The sequence below is a fragment of the Streptomyces sp. NPDC002935 genome, assembly GCF_040611295.1.
Lineage (GTDB): Bacteria > Actinomycetota > Actinomycetes > Streptomycetales > Streptomycetaceae > Streptomyces.
In genome coordinates this window covers 39,832-63,761 of sequence record NZ_JBEXNW010000040.1, presented here as the reverse complement: position 1 = coordinate 63,761, position 23,930 = coordinate 39,832, and the positions used below count along the sequence as shown (strand labels likewise).

Here is a 23,930-nt window from a genome sequence, read left to right as displayed (position 1 = left end):
TCTGCGGGAAGCGCCCACCGAGAAGGAGCCCGCCATGTCTGGCGAGACCGTGATCACCATCGTCGGGAACCTGGTCGACGACCCCGAGCTGCGCTTCACCCCGGCCGGGGCCGCCGTCGCCAAGTTCCGGATCGCGTCCACCCCGCGCCGGTTCAACAAGACGACCAACGAGTGGGAGGACGGCGACGCCCTGTTCCTCACCTGCTCCGTGTGGCGGCAGGCCGCCGAGAACGTCGCCGAGTCCCTCACCCGCGGCGCCCGCGTCATCGTCCAGGGCCGCCTCAAGCAGCGGTCCTACGAGGACAAGGAGCAGGTGAAGCGGACCGTCTACGAAATCGACGTCGACGAGGTCGGCCCGACCCTCGCCCGCGCTACCGCCAAGGTCACCAAGAACCCGTCCGGCGGCGGGCGTCCGGCGACTGGCGGAAATCCGACAGACGACCCGTGGGCCGGGGCGCAGCCCGCCAACGGCCAGGCGCAGGGCGGCGGGTGGCAAGCCACCCCGCCCGCCCAGCAGCAGCCCGCCTCGCAGCCCGCGGGCTACTCCGACGAGCCCCCGTTCTAGGAGTCGACGTGACCCCCAACGAGATCCAGATGACCATCGTCGGCGCGGCCCTCGGCGCGCAGCTGATGAACCTGCTGCACATGCGGTGGGACGCGCAGGCCGCCCGCCGCAGCGCGGCCGCCTCACGGGTCGCCCGCAAGCAGGCGTCCGGCGACATGTTCTTCAGCAGCTTCCGCCTGTACCGGCTGCAGAACCGGAGCCGCGTGTGACCGCCAGCTGTGGCGCCTGCGAGCGCGACCTCGAGCACGGCTACCTCTGCCCGGGTGACGCCCTCGCCCTGGCGGAGCGGCTCGAGCGGCTGCCGAAGCTGTTCGTCGAGCTCGGCCTGTACCTGGCACCCGGAGCTCGGTCGGCCGGAGAGCGCATCAGCTCCGGCCCGGCCGGGTCCCGGCTCCCCCTGAACGACACCGTCCTCGACCTCCGCCACGGCGGCATCGCCCTGGTGCTGGAGTCCTGGCGCTCGGACATCCACTCCGTGCGCGGCTGGAGTAAGCCCGCCATCACGGGCGGCCTTGACTACCGGGTCATGCACGCCTGCCGTTGGATCGGCATGCAGCTGGAGTGGATCGCGGTCAGCTACCCGGGCGCCGGCGATCTGGCCCGCGAGGTCCGCGACTTGGAGGGCAACGCGCTCTCCATCGTCGGCGCGAAGCCGGACCGCGGCCGGCTCCTCGGCCAGTGCGTCGCTGTCGACGCGTCGGGCGTGGTGTGCGGGGCGCCGATCCGGTACCGCAACGGCGACAAGGTCCTCGTCTGCTCGTGGTGTAGCTACACCTACGAGGAGCGGGACTTCATGACGCTGTACCAGCTGCAGCCGCGCGAGGCCGAGGAGATGGAGGCGTCCTGATGGCGTCCTACGTGACGTGCCGTGTGCTGACCGGTCGCGGCAACCAGTGCACGGGCGAGGCGGTCGACCCGTCGGCCGAACTGAAGATCTGCGCCCGGCACTTGGCGGAGGCGCAGCGCCTCATCCATGAGGCGTTCCAGCGGGCGAAGAAGTCGGGCGGCTCGGCGTGAACACCTTGACCCAGATAAGCACCCCTGCTTATATTTGTGGTCAGGCAGTCACCTCCGGTACTAGGAGGGACGTGACTACGTGGAGAGCACGGCACGACGAGGCCGTCCGCAAGCAAGAGGCCGCACAACAGGCCTACCGAGAAGCCACCGACGAACGAGCCCAGGCCCTGCTCGCCGGAGTTGAAGAGCTCGGCAGCCAGACCGCCGTAGCCCGAGAGCTCGGCGTCAAAACCCCGAGCGTCAACCAGGCCATCCGCGCCTACCAGAAGAAGACCGAGTAGCACCCACAACTGAAGACGGCCCAAGGCCGGGATTGCCGTCCCAGCCAAGGGCCTGACCGAAGCCCGCTTCCTGACAAGACCAGGAGGAGATCCGGCTATGGCCGATCTTTCCATGCCCACACGTCCGGGCGACAGCGACCCGGACATGGACGAGGCCCTTCGCCGAGCCCGCCAGACGGGCGGCTCCCGATGACCAACATCGAAATCCCCGAGCCCGTCCGCGACCTGCTCGCCGCCGTCCTCGAAGCCATCGACATCCCGCACCCCGCCACCATCGGCGGCCAGGACGCCCACGACCGGCTCCTCAACGACCGCGTCATGTACGCCCGCCTCGCGCTGCGCAGCGCGCTCGGGGACGCCGAGCTCGGGCCCGCCATGGGTCCCGCCTGGGACGCCCGCTATCTGCGCGAGCGCCTCGCCAACCGGCCCGTCACCGGCTACGTGACCGTCGACCAGGCGGACGCCGCCCTCAGTGAGGGCAAGACCTGGGCCGAGGCCGTCGCGCTCCCCGCAGGGGAGAACCAGTGACCGAGTCCCGCACCGTCACCCTCGCCACCCGCGACCACGGGGACGTCATCCTCCCGGAGCCGGGCTGGTGCCGCGGCCACGCCGACCACCGGCCCGACACGTATCGGGCGGATATCACGCACTACGCCCCGCAGGTCGACCTCCGCCACCGCGGCCGGACCATCGGCTTCGCCGTCATCGCACAGGCTCCCTGCGCCGAGCGCAGCACCCGCGACATCCGCGGATACGTCGTCCTCTCCTACGAGAGCGCCGACGGATTCGACCCGGCCGGACTGTACGACCTCGCCGCCGAACTCGACATGCACGCCGACCGGCTCCGCGACCTCGCCGACGAACTCGACGCGCTCGGGGGTGGCCAGTGAGCCGCACCCGCCGCGCCGTCGCCCGGCTGGCCCGCCCGTTCAAGCGGACCGCCCCGCACACCGGCAGCCGCCCGGCCGCCCCGTTCTGGGTCCGCGGCCTCACCGCCGGCGGACGGCCCGTCGTCCTCGGCGTCGCCCTCCTCATGTGCGCGCCCGGCGAGTACCACCTCGCCGAGACCGCCGGATGGAACGACCCCTTCACCTACGGCATGCCGGTCGTCCTGTCCGCCTACGCGGGCATCGCGGCCGCCGTCGCCTCCACCCGCCGCCCCGGAGACCGCGGACGCTGGTCCGCCATCATCGGCGCCTGCCTCGCCCTCGGCCTCGCCATGGCAGCCCAGGTGGTCAGCCACCTCATCACCACCGGGCACGTCATCGCCGACCAGCCGCTACTGATCGCGGTCACCAGCCTCGTCCCGCCCGCCGTCGTCGGACACCTGCTGCACCTCGCGGCCAGCCCGCCGGACGCCCACCAGGACGCACAGGACACCGAGGACGCGTCCGTGTCCGAGCCCGTCCCGGGCGTCCCCGTGACAACAATTGTTGACACGCCCGAGCCCATCGAGCCGCCCATCGTCACCCTCGAACGAGACGAGCAGTCGGACGCCGACAGGACGCCCGAACTCCCGCCCGGGACGGGCCAGGACACCGAGGACGCCGAGGACGGACCGCCGCCCGAGCCGCCCCTCATGACGTCCGCTCAGGTCGCCAAGTGGTTCGACATCGACCCCTCCACCGTCCGCAACTGGGTGCACGTGGGACGCCTCGTCGTCCACTCCAAGGACGCCCGAGGACGCAACCTCTTCCACCCGGACGCCCTCCCCGAGCGACAAGGAGTGCTCGCATGATGCGCCTCATCTTCGGAGCCCTCCTCGGCCTCCTCGCCGCCTTCCCGCCGCTCCTCGGCCTGGTCGCCACGGCTGTCCTGCACCCGGTCGTCCTCGCCGTCCTGGTCGGCGTCCTCGCCTGGCCGCGCCTCGCCCGCACCCTGCGGAGGTGGGCCACGTGAGCGACGCTCTCGCCAAGGCGGAGGCAGCCGCATCCGAGGCCGCAGTGAACACAGCCGCCGTACAGGTCGCCCTCGCCGCCGTGGAGCTGGCCAAGCTGGCGAACTCCCAGCAGCAGGCGCCGGCCTGCCAGCACCAGGCCGTACCCGCCTCGCAGTTCGACGCCAAGAAGTGGCTGGTCATCGGCGGGGTGGCGTGCGTCTGCTCGCTCGCCTTCGCCCTGGCCTCGATCGCGATCGCCATCGGAGCGTGCTGCGCCACCGGATGCCTGCTGATCCTGCGCTCGATGTGGCGCGACTTCCAGAAGGGACGATGACCATGAAGCACCAGATCAGCGTCGAGCCCGAGCACCGCGGGAACGGCCGCTACACGTACAACTCCCGCTGCAGTTGCGGCGCCTACGTGTACGGCTTGCTCAGCAAGGGTGCCGCCGAGGCGGCCGGCCGCGACCACCAGCGCAAGCAGGGGGACCGCTGATGGCCGCCACCAGTAAAGACCCGCACAGCGTCGGCGAGCTGCTGAAGGTGGTGGCGCTCGGCGTCCGCATCCAGCACCGCCAGGCCCGCGGCAAGCCCGTCAAGCGGCTGGAGAACCGCGTCGAGCGGATCCGCGAGGACGCCCAGAAGCGCGAGGACAGCCGCAACAAGAAGAAGTAGCTGCACCCCGGGGACGGCGTCCTACCGCCAAGCAGTCGCCGTCCCCGGGCCCCGGACCGCCCTACAGAACGACCGGAGAGCCCAGCATGACCGACACCCTGATCAAGACGCTACGAGGCGCCACCCAGGACGCCCCGGACGCCAAGGACGCGCCCACGTCCTCGACGCGTCCTGAGCGTCGCCGAGCCCGTTACCTCCGCATCGCCCGCGCCGCCCTCGTCGACGACCGCGTCCGCACCACAGGACGCCTCGCCGTCCGGCACGGCTCCTACGTCCTCGGCGGGACGCGCGTCGTCGCCCGCCGCGCCTGGGAAGGCAGGACGGCGTCCCGGTACGAGCGGATGATCCGCGCCGCCGAAGCCGCCGGCCTCATCGACGAGGTGAAGGAGTGGGAGGCCCGCGGCTACGCCTTCCGCAAGGCCCGTCACAAGCGGCGCATGGAACTCATCACCGCCATGCTCAGCGCCCCCAAGGCCCTCGCCTCCGCCGCCGGGGCCGGGGCCGGCCTGCTGCTCATCCTCGGCCTGATGCTCGCCTGGGCCGAACACGACGCCCGCCAGGTCCTCGCGCCCGCCGAGGCCGTCGTCGACCTGGTCCGCTGGGTGTCCTTCATCGTCGGCATCGTCTGGGGCCCCGCCCTCGCCCTCGCCCCCTGGATCGGCCTCGCCGCAGTCTGGGCCGTCGGCCAGCAGCGCCACACCGCCCCCCAGTGGGCCCTCCCGCCGCAGCAGCGCGACGCAGGCGGCCCCATCACCCCCTCCGTCGTCGTCACCGCCTTCCGAGACCTCGGCATCGCCGCCCTCCGCAAGTCCATCGAGGCCATGGGCGACGTCGGCGCCGCCATGCTCTCCCCCATCGCCATCGCAGGCTGCGGCGTCGAGCTGGACGTCACCCTGCCCACCGGCGTCTCCACCGAAGAGATCCAGGGCCGGCGACGCAAGCTCGCCGAGAACCTCGACCGGCACGAGCACGAGGTGTTCATCACCATCCCCGAAGCCGCCCGTACCGTCCGCCTGTGGATCGCCGACTCCGGCGCCCTCGACGAGCCCATCGGCCCGTCCCCGCTGGTCATCGACCCCGACGTCCGCGCCGACTACAAGACCGGACGAGCCCCCTGGGGCCAGTCCCTGCGCGGCGACGCCGTCGCCCTCAGCCTCTACCAGCGCATGCTCCTCATCACCGGCCTGTCCAACCAGGGCAAGACCGCCTCGCTGCGCGCCCTCGCCCTCTGGCTCGCCTTCGACACCACGGTCGAGTTCTGGATCGGGGACCTCAAGGGCATCGGCGACTGGCGGATGTTCAACGGCCTCGCCGCCGTGCTGATCGAGGGCCCGACCGACGAACACGCCTGCGCCGTCACCGAGATGGTCGAGGCCGCCGTCAAGGAGATGGAACGGCGCCTCATGGCCCCGGCGGGTACCCGGCACGACCCGCTCGTCGTCATCGTCGACGAGGCGCAGGTCGCGTTCATGAACCCGCTCAAGGACGACAACAAGCTGCCCTACGGCGGCAAGAAGGCCACCAGCAGGTACTTCATGGCCTGCCGCCGCCTCCACAACCAGGGCCGCGCCGTGAACGTCACCCTGTGGCAGGGCACCCAGGACCCCACCGACGAGAACCTGCCCAAGCTGGTCCGCGAGGGCGCCCACACCCGCGCCTCCCTCGTCGTCGGCACCGAGTCCCAGGCCAAGATGGCGCTCGGCGACAAGGCCGTCGACGGCGGCGCCGCCCCTCACCTGCTGCGCCAGGGCCTCGACAAGGGCACCGTCGTCGTCGCCTCGGACGGCATCACCATCCCCGCCGGCGAGGCCTCCATCACCGTTCGCACCCACTTCATCGACACCGACCCGGCCGCCGAAGTCGCCGAGCGTGCCAAGCAGCTGCGCAACGGCGTCGCCACCGTCCACCACCTGGAGGTCGTCCAGGACGTCGACCCGCTCGCCGACATCCTCGCCGCCCTCGGCACCACGCCCCGCATGCGCACGCAGGACGTCCTCCACGGGCTCCGCCTCCGCAACGAGGCGTACTACCGCGAGTGGAAGCACGGGGACCTCAAGGAGTTCCTGGAGGGCTTCGACGCCGCCCCGCACAAGAGCGACGGCGTCATGGTCGTCGACCGTCAGAAGGTCATCGACGCCATCGCCAGCCGCGCCGCGGCATAGAGGGAGCCGCGAGGGCGGAGGGAGTTCTCCCTCACCGCCTCCCTGACCACCCAATCCCGCGATCACCAGCGGAAACGGGTGGATCAGGGAGGCAGGGAGGCCGTTTGAGAAGGACAGCCCGTCCCTCTCAAACGGCCTCTCTTCGCCCGCAACACCCTCCCTCCCTGCCGCATCATGGAGGCATGGAGTCGCTCATCGTCCGACCCGGCCACCTCACCGCCCACCAGACCGCCAGGCAGCTCGGCATCACCCTCGACGGCGTCCGCCAACTCGTCCGGCGCGGCCAGCTCACCCGGTCCGGCGGCAGCCCCCGACAGCCCTGGTACGCCGTCCACGACGTGAGCGCCCTCCAGGCCAAACGCCAGACGCGCGAGGCCGCTTGACCGCAGGTCAGGCGCGTGTCACGATCCGGGTGTACAACTGTGCCCTCAGACGGCACCGCAGACGCACGGTGAAGCCCCAGCCAATCCCCCCGGCTGGGGCTTCGTCGTGTCACAACCCTGTCGCAGCGCTCGTTGGACAACCCTTCCGGCGCCACACTGGGCCCCTCATCACCACACTCCAAGGGGGGACCATGGGGTTCATCAACAACGCCAAGGCCAAGGGCGCTACAGACGAAGCACGCAAGGCGTACACCGAGGGGCGCAGCGTCCTCGTGTACAAGTTCATCGAGGCGAACAAGACCAGCATGACCACCGCGCCGATGACTGGAGTCGGCGAGCAGATCGAAGCCGTCGAGGCCGAAGGCTGGACGCTCGCCAACATGGCGGCAGCAGAGAGCAAGACCCTCGGCGGCGAACGCGCCGCCGTGATCTGCCTGTTCCGTCGCCGCTGAACAACCACCACCGCCCGGCCCGGCCCGCACCACGCAGGCCGGGCCTCGGCATGCCAGGGGGTGGACGTGGCCACCGACCGCACCGAGCTCACCAGCTACGCCTACCGGCAGATGCGCGCCCGCATCCTCGCCGCATCCGACGTCTGCATCGTCTGCGGCCACGGCGCATCAGACGCCGTCGACCACATCCACCCCGCGAGCAAGGGTGGAGCCAAGCGCGACCCGGACAACCTCGCGCCCATCCACGGCGTGAAGGGCTGCCCCGTCTGCCTCCGCAAGTGCAACAGCGAGAAGGGCAGCCGGCCACTGGCTGACGTGGTGCAGCTGGTCACCTCGGTCGACTGGTTCGCAGGGCCGTGAGGCAGGCAGCTCCGAATGAAACCGCAGGTCAAAGGGACTCGATCTCATCGAATCGGATTGATCAAATCCAAAATGATCTGAGATCTTCCAAGATTTTTTAGAAATCGGACATATCGCAACCCCGCGCCCAGCTTTTATTTTTCTCCCTCCGGGCCAATGACGCACAGATGATCATGGAAGGGGGGCGCCATGGGCTCGGTCGAGGACGCCGTGCGCAGCGACGTCGAGCAGCTCGGCGACCTGGTCGGAGTCGAGCCGTCGCTGTCCGAGCTGGCGTACACGCTGGCCGGCCGGATCGACGCCGCGGCGACCGCCCAGTGCGAGACGTGCGGAGAGCCGGTGTCCCAGGAGGACCGGTTGCTCCCCCAGTTGACCCGCGAGTTGCGGCAGACGCTCGCCCAGTTGCTGGAGGGGCGGGCCGCTGACGATGACGACGACCTCGGAGATCTGGCGTCCCCCGACTGAGTTCGCCGAGGACCTCCGGGAGCGGTACGGGCTGGAGTGCCCGCCTCTGTGGGGTACGCCTCGCCACCCGGACCGCGAGTCGCTGGGGCCGAAGCTGTGGAAGGTCATGGCCAAGCTCGGCGCTCCGCCGATGCCGTGGCAGAAGTACGTGTCCGACGTCGCCCTCGAACTCGACCCCGAGACCGGCCTGTTCGCGCACCGCGAGGTGGGCATCAGCGTCCCCCGGCAGCAGGGCAAGACCGAGCTGTGCCTCGGTGCCCAGGTGCACCGGTCGCTGGCGTGGCAGCGGCAGACCATCGTGTACGCGGCGCAGACCCGGGGCATGGCGCGGCAGCGCTGGGAAGACGAGTTCTGGGAGAAGATCTCCGGCTCGGACCTGGCCAGGATGGCGCGCATCCGGAAGTCCAACGGCAACGAGGCGATCCTGTGGGGCCGCACGCGTTCCAAGATGGGCATCACCGCGAACACGGAGAAGGCGGCGCATGGACTGACGCTCGACCTGGGGTTCATCGACGAAGCGTTCGCGCACGAGGATGACCGCCTGGAAGGCGCGTTCAGCCCGGCCATGCTGACCCGGCCCATGGCCCAGCTGTGGTGGGCGTCGGCCGGCGGCACGACGAAGAGCGTGTGGCTGAACAAAAAGCGTGAGACCGGCCGCGCGCTGGTCGAGGCGCTCCACGACGCGCTCGCCGAGGAGGCCGCCGCGGCGCGACCGCGGGTGGCGTACTTCGAGTGGTTCGCCCCGGAGGACATGGACCGGTCGGACCCGGCGACGTGGCGGGCCACGCTGCCCGCACTGGGGTACACGGTGACCGAGGCGGTCATCGCGGCCGAGCTGGAGAAGATGGACCCGGCCGAGTTCGACCGGGCGTACCTGAACCGCACCCGGAAGCCCACTCCGCCGACGGACCCGAACGTGCCGAAGGGCAAGTGGCCGGGCCTGGTCGACAAGGACAGCAAGCCGGTACCGGACAGCGTGGCGCTCGCGATCGACGTGTCGCAGGACAGGAAGCGCGCCGCGATCAGCGCGGCCTCGCTGCGGCCGGACGGCAAGGTGCACATGGAGGTCGTGGCGTACCGGCCCGGCACGGACTGGGTGGTGCCCGCGGTGGCGCGGCTGCACAGGCTGTGGAAGCCGGTGGCCGTGGCGGTCGCCGCGCACGGGGCGCCGGCGAGTTCCCTCATCGACGACCTGATCGCGGCGGGTATCGACGTGCCCAAGGACAAGGAGCATCCGGACCGGGGCGACCTGGCCGTGATGCGCTCCGGAGACATCATCGAGGCGTGCGGGCAGATGGCCGACGCCATGAACCAGGGCACGGTTGTCCACCTCGACCAGGTGCCGCTCACCGCGGCCGTGAACGGGGCCAGGACGCGCCGTAACGGCGACGCCTGGACGCTCGACCGCACCAGCTCCCTGACCGAGATCAGCCCGTTCTGCGCGGCGACGTTCGCGCGCTGGGCGCTGCTGGTCCGCGGCCCTCACGTGATCGACGACTACGACATCGCGGACTCGTTCGCGTGAGAGGGGGCGGCCGTGGGTGTCGGGTCAAGGCTGAAGCAGGTGTTCACCCGCGACGCGAACATCGTCACCGCCGAGGATCTGCTGAATCTGGCCCGCGAGGGACGGACCGGCGGCAAGAGCGTGCACGTCACCAACGACTCCGCGCTGCGGCAGTCCGCGGTGTGGGCGTGCTTGCGGCTGCGGGCGGACCTGGTGTCCTCGTTCCCGATCGACGTGTACCGCCGGGTGCAGGGCCTCCAGGTGGAGGTGCCCACGCCGCCCGTCCTGGTCACCCCGGGCGGCAGTGAGGTCGGCATCAAAGAGTGGATGTACTCCACGGAGTTCGACCTGGACCGGGCGGGCAACTGCTTCGGGATCATCACCGAACGCTCGGGCGTCATCGGACCCGACGGACGGGGCCTGCCCGGACGCATCGACCTGGCGGAGCTCGGCCAGGTCACCGTCCGTGCGAACGGGTCGCAGATCACGAAGTTCAAGATCGGGGGCAAGGAGTACGACCCGTGGGACGTGTGGCACGAGAAGCAGTACACCGTCGCCGGGTTCCCGCTCGGCCTGTCCCCGGTGGCGTATGCGGCGTGGTCGATCGAAGCGTCCCTGAACGCGCAGCAGTTCGCACGGGACTGGTTCGCCGCCGGCATCGTCCCCTCGGGCACGCTGAAGAACGTCAACAAGACGATCGACAAGAAGGACGCCCGCGCCGTCAAGGACGGCTTCCGGGCGGCCGTCTCCAACGGTGACGTGTTTGTCCACGGCGTCGACTGGGAGTACAAGCCCGTCCAGGCCGTGACCCAGCAGTCCCAGTTCATCGAGGCCCAGCAGTACAGCAACGGGGACATCGCCCGGTTCTTCGGCTGCCCCGGCGACCTGATCGACGCCGCGGTGTCGGGCAGCAGCGTCACCTACGCCAACATCAGCCAGCGCAACCTCCAGTTCCTCATCATGAACCTGGGGCCGGCCGTGGGCCGCCGCGAGGACACGTTCAGTCGGAAGCTCGTCTCCAACCCGCGCTACGTGAAGCTCAACACGGACGCGATGCTGCGCATGGACCCCGAGACCCGCGCCCGCGTCATCGGCGCGCAGATCACCTCGCGCACGCTCGCCCCGTCCGAGGCCCGTGCCCTCGACGAGCGCCCGCCCTTCACCGAGGACCAGCTCGCCGAGTTCGACCGCCTCTTCGGCTCGCGCTCCGTCCCCGCACAACCCACGACCGCCGTACCGGGAGCATCGTCATGACCGTCATCACGCTCGCCGCGGCTGCGGCGGAACGAGCCCAGCACACCCGGCAGCGCGCCGACCGGCCCTCTCAGCGCCGTTGCGCCGAGCAGGCGGGATCCCGTGCCACGGTGCGCGCTGCCCTGTCCGGCGTCGAGGTCCGCGAGGCCGGCGACGGCACAGCCCTGGACTTCGTCGGACGGGCGTCCGTGTACGAGCAGGCCTACGAGATGTGGGACATGTTCGGCCCGTACACGGAGATCGTCACCGAGGGCGCGGGCGCCGACTCGCTGGCCCGCGCCGACCTCGACGTGCCCCTCGTCCTGGGGCACGACCAGCTGCGCCGCATGGCCCGCACGACCACCGGCACGTTGCTGCTGACCGAGAGCGCCAACGGCCTCGACGTGCGCGCGCCCGCCCTGGACCCGAGCGACTACGACGTGGCGTACATCGCGCCGAAGCTGCGGTCGGGCCTGGTCGACGAGATGTCGTTCGCGTTCCGCATCGAGTCGGGGCAGTGGTCCCCGGACTACAGCGAGTACCGCATCACCCGGTACGACATCCACCGCGGCGACGTCGCGATCGTCGGCTACGGCGCCAACCCGTACACCGGGGCGAGCATGCGCCAGCCGTCGGCGGCACCGTCGAGCCGGGCCCGGGCGCTGCTGGAGATCGCGCTCGCCCGCTGACCCCTGATCTTCCCGCCGTCCGGCGGGAGTTACTGCCCTGCGCTCACGCGCACGAGACCGCCCGGCGCCATGCCTCGGGTGGCCGTCTGACCTGGACCGGGGCGTCTGGATTCCATCGACCAAGGAGGACGAGCCGTGACGCTCGCCGAACTGATCGCCCAGGCGCGCACCGCGCTGGGAACTGCGATCACCACCCGCCAGCAGGAGCAGGAAGCCCTCGTGGCGCTGCGCTCCGACGAGAACCTGACCGAGGAGGCTGTCGCCGCACGGGTCGCCACTCGCGACGCCGCGGACGCCGAGATCACCCGCCGCCAGGCGGCCCTCGACGAACTGGAGACCGAGCAGACCCGCGAGGCCGAACTCGCCACGCTCCAGGCCCGCACGACTCCGGCCGCCAACCGGGCGCCCGGCTACGACCAGGTCGCCCGCGTCGGCCAGGAGGAGCGCACCTACCGGCCCGACCAGGACCGGCGCGGCAAGAACTTCGAGCGCGATGTCGCCGCCGCGTTCTTCGGCGACTACGAGGCGCAGGGCCGCCTGGCCCGCCACATGCAGGAAGAGCACGTCGAGCGCGGCGACCAGCTGGTGCGTGCCGACGGCCAGCAGCAGCGCGCCGCGGGTACGGGCGCGTTCGCCGGCCTGGTGGTGCCTCAGTACCTGACCGACCTGTACGCCCCGGCCGCAGCAGCCCGCCGTCCCTTCGCGGACTCGTGCCGCCCGCACGACCTGCCCCCGCAGGGCATGACCGTCAACATCTCTCGCATCACCACGGCGACGTCGACGGCACTCCAGGCCTCCGAGAACACGGCCGTGTCCGAGACGAACATCGACGACACGCTGCTGCCCATCTCGGTGCAGACCAACGCGGGCCAGCAGACCCTGTCGCGGCAGGCCATCGAGCGGGGCGCCGGCGTGGAGCCGGTGGTCCTGGACGACCTGTTCCGCCGGTACGCGACGACGCTGGACTCGACGCTCCTCAACCAGGCCACCAACGGCCTGACCAACGTGGCCACCTCGGTCGCGTACACCGACGCGACGCCGACCGTGGCGGAGCTGTACCCGAAGGTCATCGAGGGTCTGTCGGGTGTCGAGGCGGCGCTGATGGACATGGCGACCGGCGACAACATCGCGGTCATGCACTCGCGGCGCTGGTACTGGATGCAGAACGCCATGGCGTCCACCTGGCCCATGATCACGCAGCCGGGCATCGTGGCGCAGACCCTCGGCGCCAACTACGCCACGGTCTACGGCAGCGGCGTGCGCGGTGTCCTGCCCAACGGCACGCCGGTCATCGTCGACAACAACGTCGGCACGACCCTCGGCGCGGGCACCGAGGACGAGATCTACCTGGTGGACCGCCAGGAATGCCACCTGTGGGAAGACCCGTCCGCCCCGATGTACATCAGGGCGGAGCAGCCCGCCCTGGCCAGCCTCGGTGTGCTGATGGTCGTGTACGGCTACTTCGCGTACACCCACGCCCGGTACGCCCAGGCCCGGAAGATCGCGGGCACCGGCCTCATCGCGCCGGCGTTCACCGGCGTCTGATCCCTCGCACGTAGGGCCCGCTTCATCCCCACGGGGCGGCGGGCCCTACGTGCGCCCTCTCACCAGGAGCGAAGCAATGACCGAGGAACCGCAGACCGAGGACCCGATGGTCGCCGCCCTGCTGCGCGAGCGCGCGGGCTACGCCGGACGCGGGATGGACGACCGCGTGGCGCAGGTCGACGAACAGCTCGCCCTGCGCGGCCACAAGCCGACAGGCAAGGACACGCAGACGCCGACCCGGTCGACACCGCCGAAGGGCCGCCAGCAGCGGAGCCCGGAAAAGACCTGACGTGGCCCACGAGTACGGCGACAGGGCCACGCTCAAGTTGAACCTCGGCATCGAGGCCGACGACGACAGCCGGGACGGACAGCTGGATCGGGCGCTGGCCGCCGCGTCGCGCAGCATCGACAAGACGTGCGGCCGCAGGTTCTGGCTGGACGCTGCCCCGGTCCAGCGCACGTATCGCACGCAGGGCAGGATCGTGTGCGACAACGACGGCGAGCTGCTGCTGGTCGACGACATCGGCTCCATCGAGGGCATGGTCGTGGAGGCCGGATCCGGATCGTCGTTCACCGTAGTCACCGACTACGAGACGAGCCCCGACAACGCGTTCGCGGACGGCGTGGCCATCACCGGCCTGCGCCGCGTGAACGGAACCTGGGGCACCGCCCGCGTCCGGATCGCCACGAAGTTCGGATGGCCAGCCTTTCCGGACGACATCGTCGAAGCCACGTACATCCAGGCGTCCCGGCTGTTCAAGCGCAAGGACTCCCCCGAGGGCATCATCGGCTCGGCCGAGTGGGGCGTGCGCAACCTGTCCCGCCGCGACCCGGACGTGTGGGCGCTGATCGAGCCGTTCCTCCTGACCGGCTTCGGATAGGGGGCGGCATGCAGATCTCCCTGATCCGGGACGCCGTCGCGGACGCGGCCCGCGCCGTGGTCCTGCCCTCGGGCATCGCGAAACTGACTTCGACTGGCTACGTGCCGGACTCGGTGGTCGCCCCGCACTTCTTCGTGGCCGAGGTTGAGGTCACCTACGACAAGACGTTCGGCCGCGGCACCGATGAGCTGGAGTTCACCACCCGCGTGCTGGTTGGTCGCGCCGACGACCGCTCCGCTCAGCGGATCCTCGACGGGCTGCTGTCCGGCTCCGGCCCGTCCTCACTGAAGGCCGCGATCGAAGCGGCCCGCGGCGCCCCCGGCGAGCTGGCCCTGGGCGGCCTGGCCGACGACCTGCACGTCATGCGCGTGCAGGGCTACCGCTGGTACGAGCACGAAGGCACCACCTACGTCGGTGCCGAGTTGATGATCAAAGTCATTGGGGACGGGAGCAGCTGATGAGCAAGTTCGTGCTGACCGACGTGCGGCTGTTCACCGGCGGCGCCGACCTGACGGGCCAGTCCAACAAGGTGGAGATCTCCGCCGAGGTCGAGGACAAGGACACCACCAACTACGCCTCGCAGGGCTGGAAGGAAGTCCTGGGCGGGCTCGCCTCGTCTGAGATCTCCGGCGAGGGCCAGTGGGAGGCCGGCGACCCCGGCAAGGTCGACGACCACTCCTGGTCGTCCCTGGGCGGCGTCGGCCCATGGTCGGTCGGCCCGCAGGGTGCCGCGGTCGGTGGCCTGTCGTACTTCACCAGCGCCCTGCGTGCGGACTACAAGCTCGGCGACGCGGTCGGCGAGGTCGCCCCCTGGACGGGCACCGCGAAGTCCTCGTGGCCGCTCGTGCGCGGCCAGTTCGCCCACCCGCCGGGCACGGCCCGCACCGCGACCGGCACCGGCACGTCGATGAACCTCGGCGCCGTGGCGGCGGGCAAGCGGCTGTACGCCTCCCTGCACGTCCTGTCGGTGGCCGGCACCTCCACGCCGACCATCACGGGTCGTATCGAATCGGACGACGCAACCGGATTCGCGTCGCCCACAACGCGTCTGACGTTCTCCGCGGCAACTGCGGTGGGCGGTCAGATCCTCCGCACGGATGGCACGGCCATCACGGACACCTGGTGGCGGGTGGCGTGGACGATCTCCGGCACCTCCCCTTCGTTCCTGTTCGTCTCCTCTATCGGGATCTGGTGATCACCCATGGCCAAGATGGTTCTGCTGGCGGAGTTCGTCAGCCTCAACGGCACCGACCTGTCCTCGTTCTGCCGCAAGGCGGAGTTGTCGACGGAGGTCGAGGACAAGGAGGTCACGACCTACGCGTCGCTCGGCTGGAAGGAATTGCTGGGCGGGCTCAAGTCCGGTGAGCTGGGGCTGGAGTTCCTCCAGGACGTCGCGGCCACACAGATCGACTCGATCATGTGGCCGCTGCTCGGCCTGGTCGTGCCGTTCGAGGTCCGGCTGTCGCAAGCCGCCGTCGGCACCTCCAACCCGAAGTGGACAGGCAACATCCTGATCAACGGCTGGAACCCCATCGAGGGCTCCGTCGGCGACGAGGCGTCCGTGTCGGTCGGCTACCCCACGTCGGGTGTCGTCACAAGGGCGACCGCGTAATGGCCTCCGGCGAGCCGCCGTTCGACCTGCAATGCACGCACGAGGGCCTCGACTCCCTGGTGCGTGCACTACGCGAGGAGGAGGACGGCAAGCAGCTGCGCAAGGACCTCGCGAAGAACATGCGCGACGCGCTCCGGCCCGGGGCGGAACACGCCAAGTCGGCCGTCATGGGCATGATCTCCACTGGCGGCCTGCCGACCAGCCCGGCCCTGCGGACGGCCATTGCCCGCAAGATCCGGCCCGAGGTGAAGCTGGGCGGCCGCTGGTCCGGTGCCCGAGTGAAGGCCTTCAAAACCAAGAACATCCGGGGATTCCCCAACGCCCCCAAGCGCACCAACAGGGCGAGCGGCTGGCGTCACCCCGTGTTCGGCAACCGCGAAGTGTGGGCGCAGCAGCGCGGCAAGATCGGCTGGTTCGACCGCTCATTCCAGGGCCGTGAAGGCCTCTACAAGGAGGCGGTCGAGGCCGCCATGAACGACATGGCCCAGCGCATCGCGTCCCGGGTCCGATAAGAGGGGGAGCCCCGATGTACCTGGTCTATCAGCGTGAGGGCGACACGGAGCCGAAGCGGTGGAGGTACAACCCGAACAAGCTCATGTCCCCCGAGCGGGAGATGCTCGAGCGGCGCACCGGCAAGAACTTCACGGAGTTCACCGTCGACGTCCAGAAGGGCAACAGCCAGTGCCGTCGCGCGCTGCTGTTCATGTTCCTCAAGCGGGAGCACCCGGGCGTGAAGTACGACGACGTCGACTTCGCGTGGGACGAACTCACCCTGGAGATGTCCAAGGGCGAGTTGCTGCTGGTGCGTGAGCAGATCGTCGACAGCGTCCCGCCAGACCAGCTGGCGGCCGTCCTGGAGAACATCGACGGCCAGATCGCCGAGGCGTTCGAGGACCCTGACGAAGAGGGAAAAGCGCGTCTGCCCGTCGCCGACTGAGGCGGCTGGGCGACGCGGCCAACCTGCTGGGCATCCGCCCCTGGGAGTGGGACCTGATGACGGTGGAGCAGACCGATCACGTCCTCGACTGGCTGGACGCCTACGAGAAGGCGCAGGACGAGGCGAACAAGAAACTCAAATAGGGGAGGTGAGCCATGAGCGACACCTCCCTGGTGTTCAACCTCGTGGCACGAGACCGGGCGTCGGCCACGGTGGACAAGTTCAAGGAGAACGTGTCCACCGCGGCGACCGGTATCGGCGCCGGGGTCGCGGCAGCGCTCGGCGTCGGCGTCGCCGCGAACCTGGACATGGAGGCTGCGGGCGACAAGCTCGCCGCACAGCTGGGCATCGGACCGGCCAAGGCCGCCGAGTTGTCGAAGGTCTCGTCGCACGTCTACGCGCAGGCGTGGGGCGACTCGACCGAGACCGTCAACGAGGCCGTAAAGGGCGTCTACCAGAACATCGGCGACACCGCGAAGGCCAAGGGCGGCCTGGAGGGCGTCACCACCAAGGCGCTCGCCCTGTCGGAGACGTTCGACCAGGAGGTCGGGCCGACCACCGCGGCCGTCGGTCAGATGCTCAAGACCGGCCTGGCGAAGAATGCCGACGAGGCGTTCGACATCCTCACGCGCGGCTTCCAGACCGGCGCCAACAAGGCGGACGATCTGCTGGACACCGTGAACGAGTACGGCGTCCAGTGGAAGAAGTTCGGCCTCGACGGCAAGACCGCGATGGGTCTGCTCTCGCAGGGGCTCAAGGGCGGCGCCCGGGATGCTGATCTCGTCGCCGACAGCATCAAGGAGTTCTCGATCCGCGCGATCGACGGCTCGACAACTACAGCGGCCGGCTTCAAGGCGATCGGTCTGGACGCGGGCACCATGGCTGCGCAGATCGCCAAGGGCGGCACGTCGGCGTCCGGTGCGCTGGATCTGACGCTCGACAAGCTGCGCGCGATGCCCGACAAGAACAAGCGGGCCGCGGCCGCGGTGGAGCTGTTCGGTACACAGGCAGAGGACTTGGGGGACGCGCTCTATTCCCTCGACCCGTCCAAGGCCACGGCCACGATCGGCAAGGTCGGCGGGGCCGCGGACAAGATGGCGAAGACCGTGGGCGACAACCCGAAGGCCGCGCTGGAGTCGTTCAAGCGGCAGGCCATCGTGAAGCTCGCCGAGATCGCGGGCGTCTTCGTCACGTTCGGCATGGCCAACAAGGGCATCGTCGAGCCCCTGGCCTACACGCTCGGCGGGCTGGCTCTGGTGATCCTGGCGGTCAAGGGCGGCATGATGGCCTGGTCTGCTGCCCAAGCCGTGTGGACCGCTGCAACCACGATTGCGACGGGTGCCCAGTGGCTGTGGAACGCCGCCATGGACGCGAACCCCATGGTGTTCGTCATCATCGCCATCGTCGCCCTGGTTGCCGCGATCGTCGTGATCGCCACCAAGACGACGTGGTTCCAGACGCTGTGGCGGAACGTGTGGGGCGCGATCACGTCCAGGGTGAGCGCTGCTTGGACGTTCATGCGCGACAGCGTGTTCGCGCCGATCGGCCGGTTCTTCACTCAGACCATCCCCCGCTGGGCGGGCATGGTCCGGGACAAGATCGTCGGTGCCTGGTCGGCCACGAAGACGAAAGTGCAGACCACGGTCGGCGACCTGGTCGGCTGGGTGCGCGGCAAGTGGAACGACTTCATCAGCTTCTTCTCCAAGCTCCCCGGCCGGATCGGGAAGATCACCGGCGGCATGTTCAACGGCGTGAAGACCGCGTTCAAGTCGGCGATCAACTGGGTGATCGGGAAGTGGAACAACTTCGGATTCAGCATCGGCGGCGGCAGCTTCATGGGCGTCGACATCCCGAAGGTATCGATCGGCACCCCGAACATCCCCTACCTGGCCAAGGGCGGTCTCATCAACCGGGCCGGTATGGCCATGGTCGGTGAGCGCGGCCCCGAGGTGCTCTCGCTGCCCAGGGGCGCCGGCGTCACGCCGCTGTCCCGGGGCGGAGCACCGGCCCAAGTCACTGTGCTGATCAAGGTGGAGGGGCCGGAGTCGGTCAAGCGGCTCATCCGCGAAATCGTCGCGATCGACGGCGGCGGCAACGTCCAGGCCACCTTCGGCAACGGGTAAGGAGGCTCGGCGTGGTCTTCCCCCAGACGCCGCTGATCGTCGCCATCAAGCTGTTCCTGGGCGGCTCCTGGGTGGACGTCACCCTCGACGTCTACGCCCGCGACCGCATCGCGGTCACCTGGGGGCGGCAGGACTGGGCGTCGACCGCGGACACCACGAAGTGCCCGCTGACCTTCAACAACGGCACCAGCAAGGCGAGCCCTGGCGTCGTCGGCAGGTACTCGCGCAAGAACCCGGGCAGCGACCTGTACGGGCTGCTCGGGCGCAACACCCCCGTGCGATTGGACCTCACCACCCCTGCCGGGGTGGTGGCCAGCCGGTTCGAGGGCCACATCTCCAGCTGGCCCACCCGCTGGGACCTCTCCGGCAAGGACGTCTACACCACCGTGCAGGCCAACGGCATCCGCCGCCGCCTCACGCAGGGCACCAAGCCGCTCAAGGACGCGCTGCGCCGCCACATCGCCGCCTCCCAGCCCCTGCGGTACTGGCCGCTGACCGACGGCGAGCGGGCCCGGGAAGGCTCCGAGGTCGCCGTCGGCTCGCAGCCGATCCGGGCCATCGGCACCGCGGGCAGCTTCTACCAGGGGCAGCCGGACTGGGGGAAGGGATCGCTGTCGGCGTGGCTGGACCCGGTGGTGCAGCTGCCCTCCAGCACCGAGGGCAACCTCACCGTCAAGGTCACGCCCATCGTCTCGACCTCGTGGACGGCCGACTACTACCGGGCCGGGGCGGGCGGGCAGGACGACGACTTCACCGTCTTCGACACCGGCCAGGGCACGGACGCCGATCCGGTCCTGGCATGGATCGTGGACACCGACCGGGTCACCAACGACGTCGAACTGCGGGTGTTGTCGTCGGGGGAGACCATCTCCTCCATCGCCAACCTGACCACAGTCGCCAGCCCGGGAATCTTCGACACCTCACTGCACATGATCCGCCTGACGACCACGGCGAACGGCGGCTCGACAGACTGGACGCTCGTCATCGACGGGGCCACCGTCGCCAGTGGCACGTATGCCGTATTGCACCGGCCCGTCACCCGGTTCCGCTTCCGGTGGGGCGCCTTCTCCTCCATGGCCGATCCCATGGCGCTGGGGCACATCGCCTACTGGGGAGACTCGCCCCCGTCCGCGGCCTCCACATGGCGGGCCGCCCAGGGCTACGACCGGGAGCTGTCCGGCCGCCGTATCGAGCGGCTGTGCACCGAGCAGGGCGTGCCGCTCACCGTGAACGGCAACCTCGACCAGAGCGTCGCCATGGGCCCGCAGAAGGCGGGCGCATTCCTTGACCTGTTGCAGTCCGCCGCAGATGTCGACGGCGGCGTCCTGTACGAGGCACGCGACACCGTGGGGCTCGCCTACCGGACCTGTAGATCCAAATACAACCAAGGGGTGTGAGCTGTGGCTTTCGACGTCAAGTCGGTGTGGGCGGGCGCCCTGACATCCACCTCGGTACGGGTCATCGCCGACACCGCCCCGGCCACCGCCGGATCCCTGCTCGTCGCCGACAACGAGGCCATGACCGGCCCGGTCACCCTCGGACCGATCTCGCCCACCACTGAGGGCATCCTCGCCTTCACCGTCACCGGCCTGACGCCGAACACCCGCTACTGGTACGTCGTCGACGCCGGCGGCCTGAACGTCTCCTACAAGGGCACCTTTAAGACGCACCCCGGGCTGATCGGCGAACCCGCCTCGTACCTGTTCGGCGCGGCCGGCGATGCCGGGCTCACCGGTGACGGCTACGACGGCTACATCACCAGCGCCGTCTCGAACAGCCCGGTCTTCGACACGATGACCGCACAGTCCCGCGCCGAGGACTGGGCGTGGTTCTCTCACCTCGGGGACCTGCACTACCGCAACATCACGACCAACGATGTGACGCTGTTCCGCGCGGCCTACGACGACAATTTCAACTACAACCTGGGCTTCAACCCGGGCGCCCGCCAGGGGACGTTCCTGCGCGGGCAGGCCATCACGTACATCTGGGACGACCACGACTTCGGCGGCAACAACTCCGACCGCACCGTCGCCTCACGGCCGGCCGCCCAGCAGGTCTACCGCGAGTGCGTGCCCTCCTACCCGCTCGCCGACGCCGCCGGGATCTACCAGTCGTGGCAGGTGGGCCGCGTCCTGTACGTGGCGACCGACTCGCGCAGCTTCCGGGATCCCAACAGCAACCCGGTGACCCCGACGAAGACGATGCTCGGGACCGCCCAGAAGACGTGGCTGGAGAACCTCCTCACCACCAGCAGCGCCGAGGCCCTGGTGTGGCAGTCCTCATCCCGCTGGGTGGGCGGCACCGACACCTGGCAGGACTTCCCATACGAGCGCGCCGAGATGGTCCAGATGTTCGGGGACACCGGATGGCTGGACCGCATGCTGTTCATGACCGCCGACATGCACTCGGTGTCGATCTCCACCGGACCGAACAACCCCTACGGCCGCTTCCCCATGTTCATGTTCGCGGGCATGGACGCCGGCGCCTGGGCCACCGGAACCGAGTACGACCTCGGGTCGATCGCCGGGCGCCGCCAGTACGGCACCATGCGCGTACAGGACAACGGGCACACCATCGCCCTGACCGGAACCGGCTACCACGACGGCACGGTGCTGACGAGCCACACCGCCTACGTGCACGTCGGCACCCCGGTCTTCGCCCTGGACTACGCGGCCGGGCATGTCTCGGAGCCCCTGTCGCCCACCGATGACGACCAGGGCCTGCGCAACGAGATCACCGCGCAGCGTGACGACGGCGGCGAGTACACCTACGCCCAGACCACCGGCCCGAACAACACCGGTGACCCCGCCGAGAGCGCGGACGCCGTGGGCCTGTACGAAGAGGCCGTCTCCGTCAACGTTTCCGACGACGACCAGCTGCCCGACCAGGCGTCATGGCGCGTCCACCTCGGCACGGTCGACGAAGACCGCTACCCGCGCGTGCGCATCGACCTGGCCAAGAATCCCGGCCTGGCCGACGAGGTCACCGGCCTGTACGTGGGCGACCGCGTCACGATCGCCAACCCGCCGGCGTGGATGGCGCCCGACGTCATCGACCTGATCGCCGAGGGCGGTACGGAGACGGTCGGGCACCCCATCGACTGGGATGCGGAGTTCAACGCCTCGCCCGGCTCACCGTGGACCGTCGCCCAACTGCCCCGCCCGCAGGCCATCGTCCACGGCACCTTCGAGACCGACCTGGGCGGTTTCACCGGTGAGGGAGGCGCCGCCGTCGCCCGGGTGGCCGCGCCAGGCCTGCCCCCGTTCGACACCTCATGGTCGGTGCGCATCACCCCGGACGGCGTCACCGCCACCGGCGGCGCCGTCGGCACCCTCACCGCGACGAGCACGGTCATCCCCGGCGAGCAGTATCTCCTCACCATGTGGGCCTACTCGGCGACCGGCATGGCCGACGTCCGCCCCGGCGTCCACTGGTACGACCAGGCCGGAACGCTCCTGTCGTCGGACGGCGCCGCGCAGCCCGCCCTCCCCGCGGGCGTGTGGACGCTCATGACCTCGGTGGTGACCGCCCCGGCGAACGCCACCCGGGCCAAGGCCCGCGCACGCCACGGCGGCACCCCCGCTGCGAGCGCCGTCTGGCACGCCGACGAGGTCGCCATCTGGGAGACCCGCGCCACCGGCTACTCGGCCGGCCCCAACAAGCCCAACCGATGGGACACCTCCGGCAGCCAGCTGGTGACCGCCGTCACGAGCAGTGCCACCCAGCTGATCGTGCACACCCCACCGAACAACGTCTTCGACCGGTCGCCGTGGATCAACTCGACCGGGCTACGGACCCTGTTCCCCACGCACTTCCCCTTCGACCTGCGGCTCGGAGGGGAGACCGTGCGCGTCACGGCCATCGAGCCGGGCGCCTGGGACACCTTCACCCGCACCACGTCCAACGGGTGGGGCAGCGCCAACTCCGGCCAGGCCTGGACCTCGACGGGCGGGGCGACAGCGGACTACTCCACCAACGGCAGTGTCGCCGCCCACTCGATGACCTCGGTCAACGTGTCCCGCTACAGCACCGTCACCGCACCGGGCCCGGACCTCGACATGCGGGCCGACGTCTCCACCGGCGTCCTGGCCACCGGCGGACCCCACTACCTCCACCTGACCGCCCGCTGGACTGACGCGAACAACAACTACACGGCACGCCTCGGGTTCACGGCGACCCAGACCTTGGAGCTGGTCATCCAGAAGCGCGTGGGCGGCACGCAGACGGACCTGGTCACCGTGACCGTGCCCGGCGTCCATGTCGCAGCGACGTTCTACACGGTCCGATTCCAGCTCGACGGCTCGTCCCTGCGGGCCAAGGCCTGGCCGCGGAGCGTCGCCGAGCCCGGACGCTGGCACGCGACCGTCACGGACACGGCGCTGACGGCAGCCGGATCGGCCGGAGTGCGCACGGTGCTGTCCTCAGCGACCACCAACACGCTCCCGGTGACCACGTCCTACGACAACTTCGAGATCACCACCCCGCAGCGGGTCACCGTCCAGCGCAGCATCAACACCGTCGTCAAGGCGCAGACCGCCGGCACTGCGGTATCGCTCGCCCAGCCCGCCGTCGTGGCCCTGTAGGAGGAAGCCAGTGTCCATCCCCCAGTGGTTCGCCGGGCAGGTCATGACCGCGGACGCCGCGAACGCCCGGCACCCGAAGCTGGTCCAGCAGGAGAACGACCAGATCGTCACCAGCTCCATCACCCCAGTCAACTCGGAGATCGTGTTCACCCCCGAGCCGAACGCGACGTACATGTACTGGCTGTGGGTCAGCTACTCAGCAACCGTGAACAACGGTCTCCGGTGGCAGTGGCTCGCCGCTGGCGCAACGTTCTGTTCGTTCACTCAGACGATCTCCAACCCGGGGGCGGGCACAACGGTGAACAGCCCTCAGTCGGTGAACTTCCGGCGGCCAGGGAACACGACGGGACGCCTGGCGGGCGGCTCTGACTCGACATCCCCGCCGGGTGGGTTCCACAGCGCCTACGACCAGGGCACGTTCACCACCGACGGCACGATCAGCTCCGTTGCGATGCAGTTCGCCCAGGCCGTCTCACACGCCAACCAGACCATTCTGCGTGGCGGAAATCAGACTCGGATGATCTACACCCGCATCGGCTAATCCGCCCGCTCCTGTACCGCCCCGCGCCAATGGCCGGGGCCTTT

General features: G+C 69.8%; 32 protein-coding genes. All 32 read left to right on the top strand.

All coding sequences use genetic code 11. The features are described from left to right. Positions 1-34: 34 nt before the first annotated feature. The 32 genes from ABZX90_RS36970 (at position 35) to ABZX90_RS36815 (ending at position 23,886) form a co-directional block, all read left to right on the top strand. Complete coding sequence (locus ABZX90_RS36970; protein WP_355212489.1) at positions 35-565, top strand: single-stranded DNA-binding protein; 531 nt, start codon at positions 35-37, stop codon at positions 563-565. Between the two features lie 8 nt (positions 566-573). Next, positions 574-774 carry a hypothetical protein gene (locus tag ABZX90_RS36965; RefSeq protein WP_355212487.1) on the top strand — a complete coding sequence of 67 codons (201 nt, stop codon included), beginning with the start codon at positions 574-576 and terminating at the stop codon, positions 772-774. Continuing rightward, positions 771-1,412 (top strand): hypothetical protein, encoded by a 642-nt coding sequence (locus ABZX90_RS36960; protein ID WP_355212484.1) that lies wholly within the window; start codon positions 771-773, stop codon positions 1,410-1,412. Before ABZX90_RS36965 ends, ABZX90_RS36960 begins: the two co-directional genes overlap by 4 nt. After that, entirely contained in the window at positions 1,412-1,582 is a 171-nt protein-coding gene (locus tag ABZX90_RS36955; protein ID WP_355212481.1) for a hypothetical protein, read from the top strand. Before ABZX90_RS36960 ends, ABZX90_RS36955 begins: the two co-directional genes overlap by 1 nt. Positions 1,583-1,653: 71 nt before the next feature. Next, complete coding sequence (locus tag ABZX90_RS36950) at positions 1,654-1,863, top strand: hypothetical protein (protein ID WP_355212478.1); 210 nt, start codon at positions 1,654-1,656, stop codon at positions 1,861-1,863. Positions 1,864-2,052: 189 nt separating this feature from the next. Further along, positions 2,053-2,391 (top strand): hypothetical protein, encoded by a 339-nt coding sequence (locus ABZX90_RS36945; RefSeq protein WP_355212475.1) that lies wholly within the window; start codon positions 2,053-2,055, stop codon positions 2,389-2,391. After that, a complete protein-coding gene (locus ABZX90_RS36940) occupies positions 2,388-2,753 on the top strand; it encodes a hypothetical protein (protein ID WP_355212472.1) in 366 nt (121 codons plus the stop codon). Before ABZX90_RS36945 ends, ABZX90_RS36940 begins: the two co-directional genes overlap by 4 nt. Then, positions 2,750-3,601: a hypothetical protein gene (locus ABZX90_RS36935; RefSeq protein WP_355212469.1), complete on the top strand. Its 852-nt coding sequence runs from the start codon at positions 2,750-2,752 to the stop codon at positions 3,599-3,601. Before ABZX90_RS36940 ends, ABZX90_RS36935 begins: the two co-directional genes overlap by 4 nt. Continuing rightward, complete coding sequence (locus ABZX90_RS36930; RefSeq protein ID WP_355212466.1) at positions 3,598-3,762, top strand: hypothetical protein; 165 nt, start codon at positions 3,598-3,600, stop codon at positions 3,760-3,762. Before ABZX90_RS36935 ends, ABZX90_RS36930 begins: the two co-directional genes overlap by 4 nt. After that, on the top strand, positions 3,759-4,076 hold the full coding sequence (locus tag ABZX90_RS36925; RefSeq protein WP_355212463.1) for a hypothetical protein: 318 nt from the start codon (positions 3,759-3,761) through the stop codon (positions 4,074-4,076). The genes ABZX90_RS36930 and ABZX90_RS36925 overlap by 4 nt, the downstream gene beginning before the upstream one ends. After that, positions 4,073-4,237, top strand: a complete 165-nt coding sequence (locus ABZX90_RS36920; protein ID WP_355212460.1) for a hypothetical protein — start codon at positions 4,073-4,075, stop codon at positions 4,235-4,237. Before ABZX90_RS36925 ends, ABZX90_RS36920 begins: the two co-directional genes overlap by 4 nt. Further along, the gene (locus ABZX90_RS36915) at positions 4,237-4,416 is read left to right on the top strand and encodes a hypothetical protein (RefSeq protein ID WP_355212457.1); all 180 of its coding nucleotides are present in this window, start codon (positions 4,237-4,239) and stop codon (positions 4,414-4,416) included. Before ABZX90_RS36920 ends, ABZX90_RS36915 begins: the two co-directional genes overlap by 1 nt. An 86-nt stretch (positions 4,417-4,502) precedes the next feature. Further along, positions 4,503-6,578 carry an ATP-binding protein gene (locus tag ABZX90_RS36910; protein WP_355212454.1) on the top strand — a complete coding sequence of 692 codons (2,076 nt, stop codon included), beginning with the start codon at positions 4,503-4,505 and terminating at the stop codon, positions 6,576-6,578. A 182-nt stretch (positions 6,579-6,760) separates the two neighbouring features. Next, positions 6,761-6,961, top strand: coding sequence for a hypothetical protein (locus ABZX90_RS36905; RefSeq protein WP_355212451.1), 201 nt, complete (start codon positions 6,761-6,763; stop codon positions 6,959-6,961). 191 nt (positions 6,962-7,152) lie between these two features. After that, positions 7,153-7,413, top strand: coding sequence for a hypothetical protein (locus tag ABZX90_RS36900; RefSeq protein WP_355212448.1), 261 nt, complete (start codon positions 7,153-7,155; stop codon positions 7,411-7,413). A gap of 66 nt (positions 7,414-7,479) precedes the next feature. Beyond that, positions 7,480-7,773, top strand: coding sequence for an HNH endonuclease (locus tag ABZX90_RS36895; RefSeq protein ID WP_355212445.1), 294 nt, complete (start codon positions 7,480-7,482; stop codon positions 7,771-7,773). A gap of 189 nt (positions 7,774-7,962) precedes the next feature. Continuing rightward, positions 7,963-8,238 carry a hypothetical protein gene (locus tag ABZX90_RS36890; protein ID WP_355212442.1) on the top strand — a complete coding sequence of 92 codons (276 nt, stop codon included), beginning with the start codon at positions 7,963-7,965 and terminating at the stop codon, positions 8,236-8,238. Further along, positions 8,201-9,763, top strand: a complete 1,563-nt coding sequence (locus tag ABZX90_RS36885; protein ID WP_355212439.1) for a terminase — start codon at positions 8,201-8,203, stop codon at positions 9,761-9,763. The genes ABZX90_RS36890 and ABZX90_RS36885 overlap by 38 nt, the downstream gene beginning before the upstream one ends. Positions 9,764-9,775: 12 nt before the next feature. Then, on the top strand, positions 9,776-10,996 hold the full coding sequence (locus ABZX90_RS36880; protein ID WP_355212436.1) for a phage portal protein: 1,221 nt from the start codon (positions 9,776-9,778) through the stop codon (positions 10,994-10,996). Further along, a complete protein-coding gene (locus ABZX90_RS36875; RefSeq protein WP_355212433.1) occupies positions 10,993-11,664 on the top strand; it encodes an HK97 family phage prohead protease in 672 nt (223 codons plus the stop codon). The genes ABZX90_RS36880 and ABZX90_RS36875 overlap by 4 nt, the downstream gene beginning before the upstream one ends. Positions 11,665-11,799: 135 nt before the next feature. Beyond that, complete coding sequence (locus tag ABZX90_RS36870) at positions 11,800-13,209, top strand: hypothetical protein (RefSeq protein WP_355212430.1); 1,410 nt, start codon at positions 11,800-11,802, stop codon at positions 13,207-13,209. Positions 13,210-13,285: 76 nt separating this feature from the next. Further along, a complete protein-coding gene (locus ABZX90_RS36865) occupies positions 13,286-13,498 on the top strand; it encodes a hypothetical protein (protein WP_355212427.1) in 213 nt (70 codons plus the stop codon). Between the two features lies 1 nt (position 13,499). Continuing rightward, complete coding sequence (locus ABZX90_RS36860) at positions 13,500-14,090, top strand: phage gp6-like head-tail connector protein (protein WP_355212424.1); 591 nt, start codon at positions 13,500-13,502, stop codon at positions 14,088-14,090. Between the two features lie 8 nt (positions 14,091-14,098). After that, a complete protein-coding gene (locus tag ABZX90_RS36855) occupies positions 14,099-14,548 on the top strand; it encodes a hypothetical protein (RefSeq protein ID WP_355212421.1) in 450 nt (149 codons plus the stop codon). Beyond that, positions 14,548-15,285, top strand: a complete 738-nt coding sequence (locus ABZX90_RS36850) for a hypothetical protein (protein WP_355212418.1) — start codon at positions 14,548-14,550, stop codon at positions 15,283-15,285. Before ABZX90_RS36855 ends, ABZX90_RS36850 begins: the two co-directional genes overlap by 1 nt. A 6-nt stretch (positions 15,286-15,291) precedes the next feature. After that, a complete protein-coding gene (locus tag ABZX90_RS36845) occupies positions 15,292-15,702 on the top strand; it encodes a hypothetical protein (RefSeq protein WP_355212416.1) in 411 nt (136 codons plus the stop codon). Continuing rightward, positions 15,702-16,214 carry a hypothetical protein gene (locus tag ABZX90_RS36840; RefSeq protein ID WP_355212413.1) on the top strand — a complete coding sequence of 171 codons (513 nt, stop codon included), beginning with the start codon at positions 15,702-15,704 and terminating at the stop codon, positions 16,212-16,214. Before ABZX90_RS36845 ends, ABZX90_RS36840 begins: the two co-directional genes overlap by 1 nt. Before the next feature lie 14 nt (positions 16,215-16,228). Then, entirely contained in the window at positions 16,229-16,639 is a 411-nt protein-coding gene (locus ABZX90_RS36835) for a hypothetical protein (protein ID WP_355212410.1), read from the top strand. A 155-nt stretch (positions 16,640-16,794) separates the two neighbouring features. Continuing rightward, positions 16,795-18,762, top strand: a complete 1,968-nt coding sequence (locus ABZX90_RS36830) for a phage tail tape measure protein (RefSeq protein ID WP_355212408.1) — start codon at positions 16,795-16,797, stop codon at positions 18,760-18,762. An 11-nt stretch (positions 18,763-18,773) separates the two neighbouring features. Further along, positions 18,774-20,159, top strand: a complete 1,386-nt coding sequence (locus tag ABZX90_RS36825; protein WP_355212405.1) for a hypothetical protein — start codon at positions 18,774-18,776, stop codon at positions 20,157-20,159. 3 nt (positions 20,160-20,162) lie between these two features. Continuing rightward, positions 20,163-23,345 (top strand): alkaline phosphatase D family protein, encoded by a 3,183-nt coding sequence (locus ABZX90_RS36820; protein WP_355212402.1) that lies wholly within the window; start codon positions 20,163-20,165, stop codon positions 23,343-23,345. Between the two features lie 10 nt (positions 23,346-23,355). Next, positions 23,356-23,886 carry a hypothetical protein gene (locus ABZX90_RS36815; protein WP_355212399.1) on the top strand — a complete coding sequence of 177 codons (531 nt, stop codon included), beginning with the start codon at positions 23,356-23,358 and terminating at the stop codon, positions 23,884-23,886. Positions 23,887-23,930 lie beyond the last annotated feature (44 nt).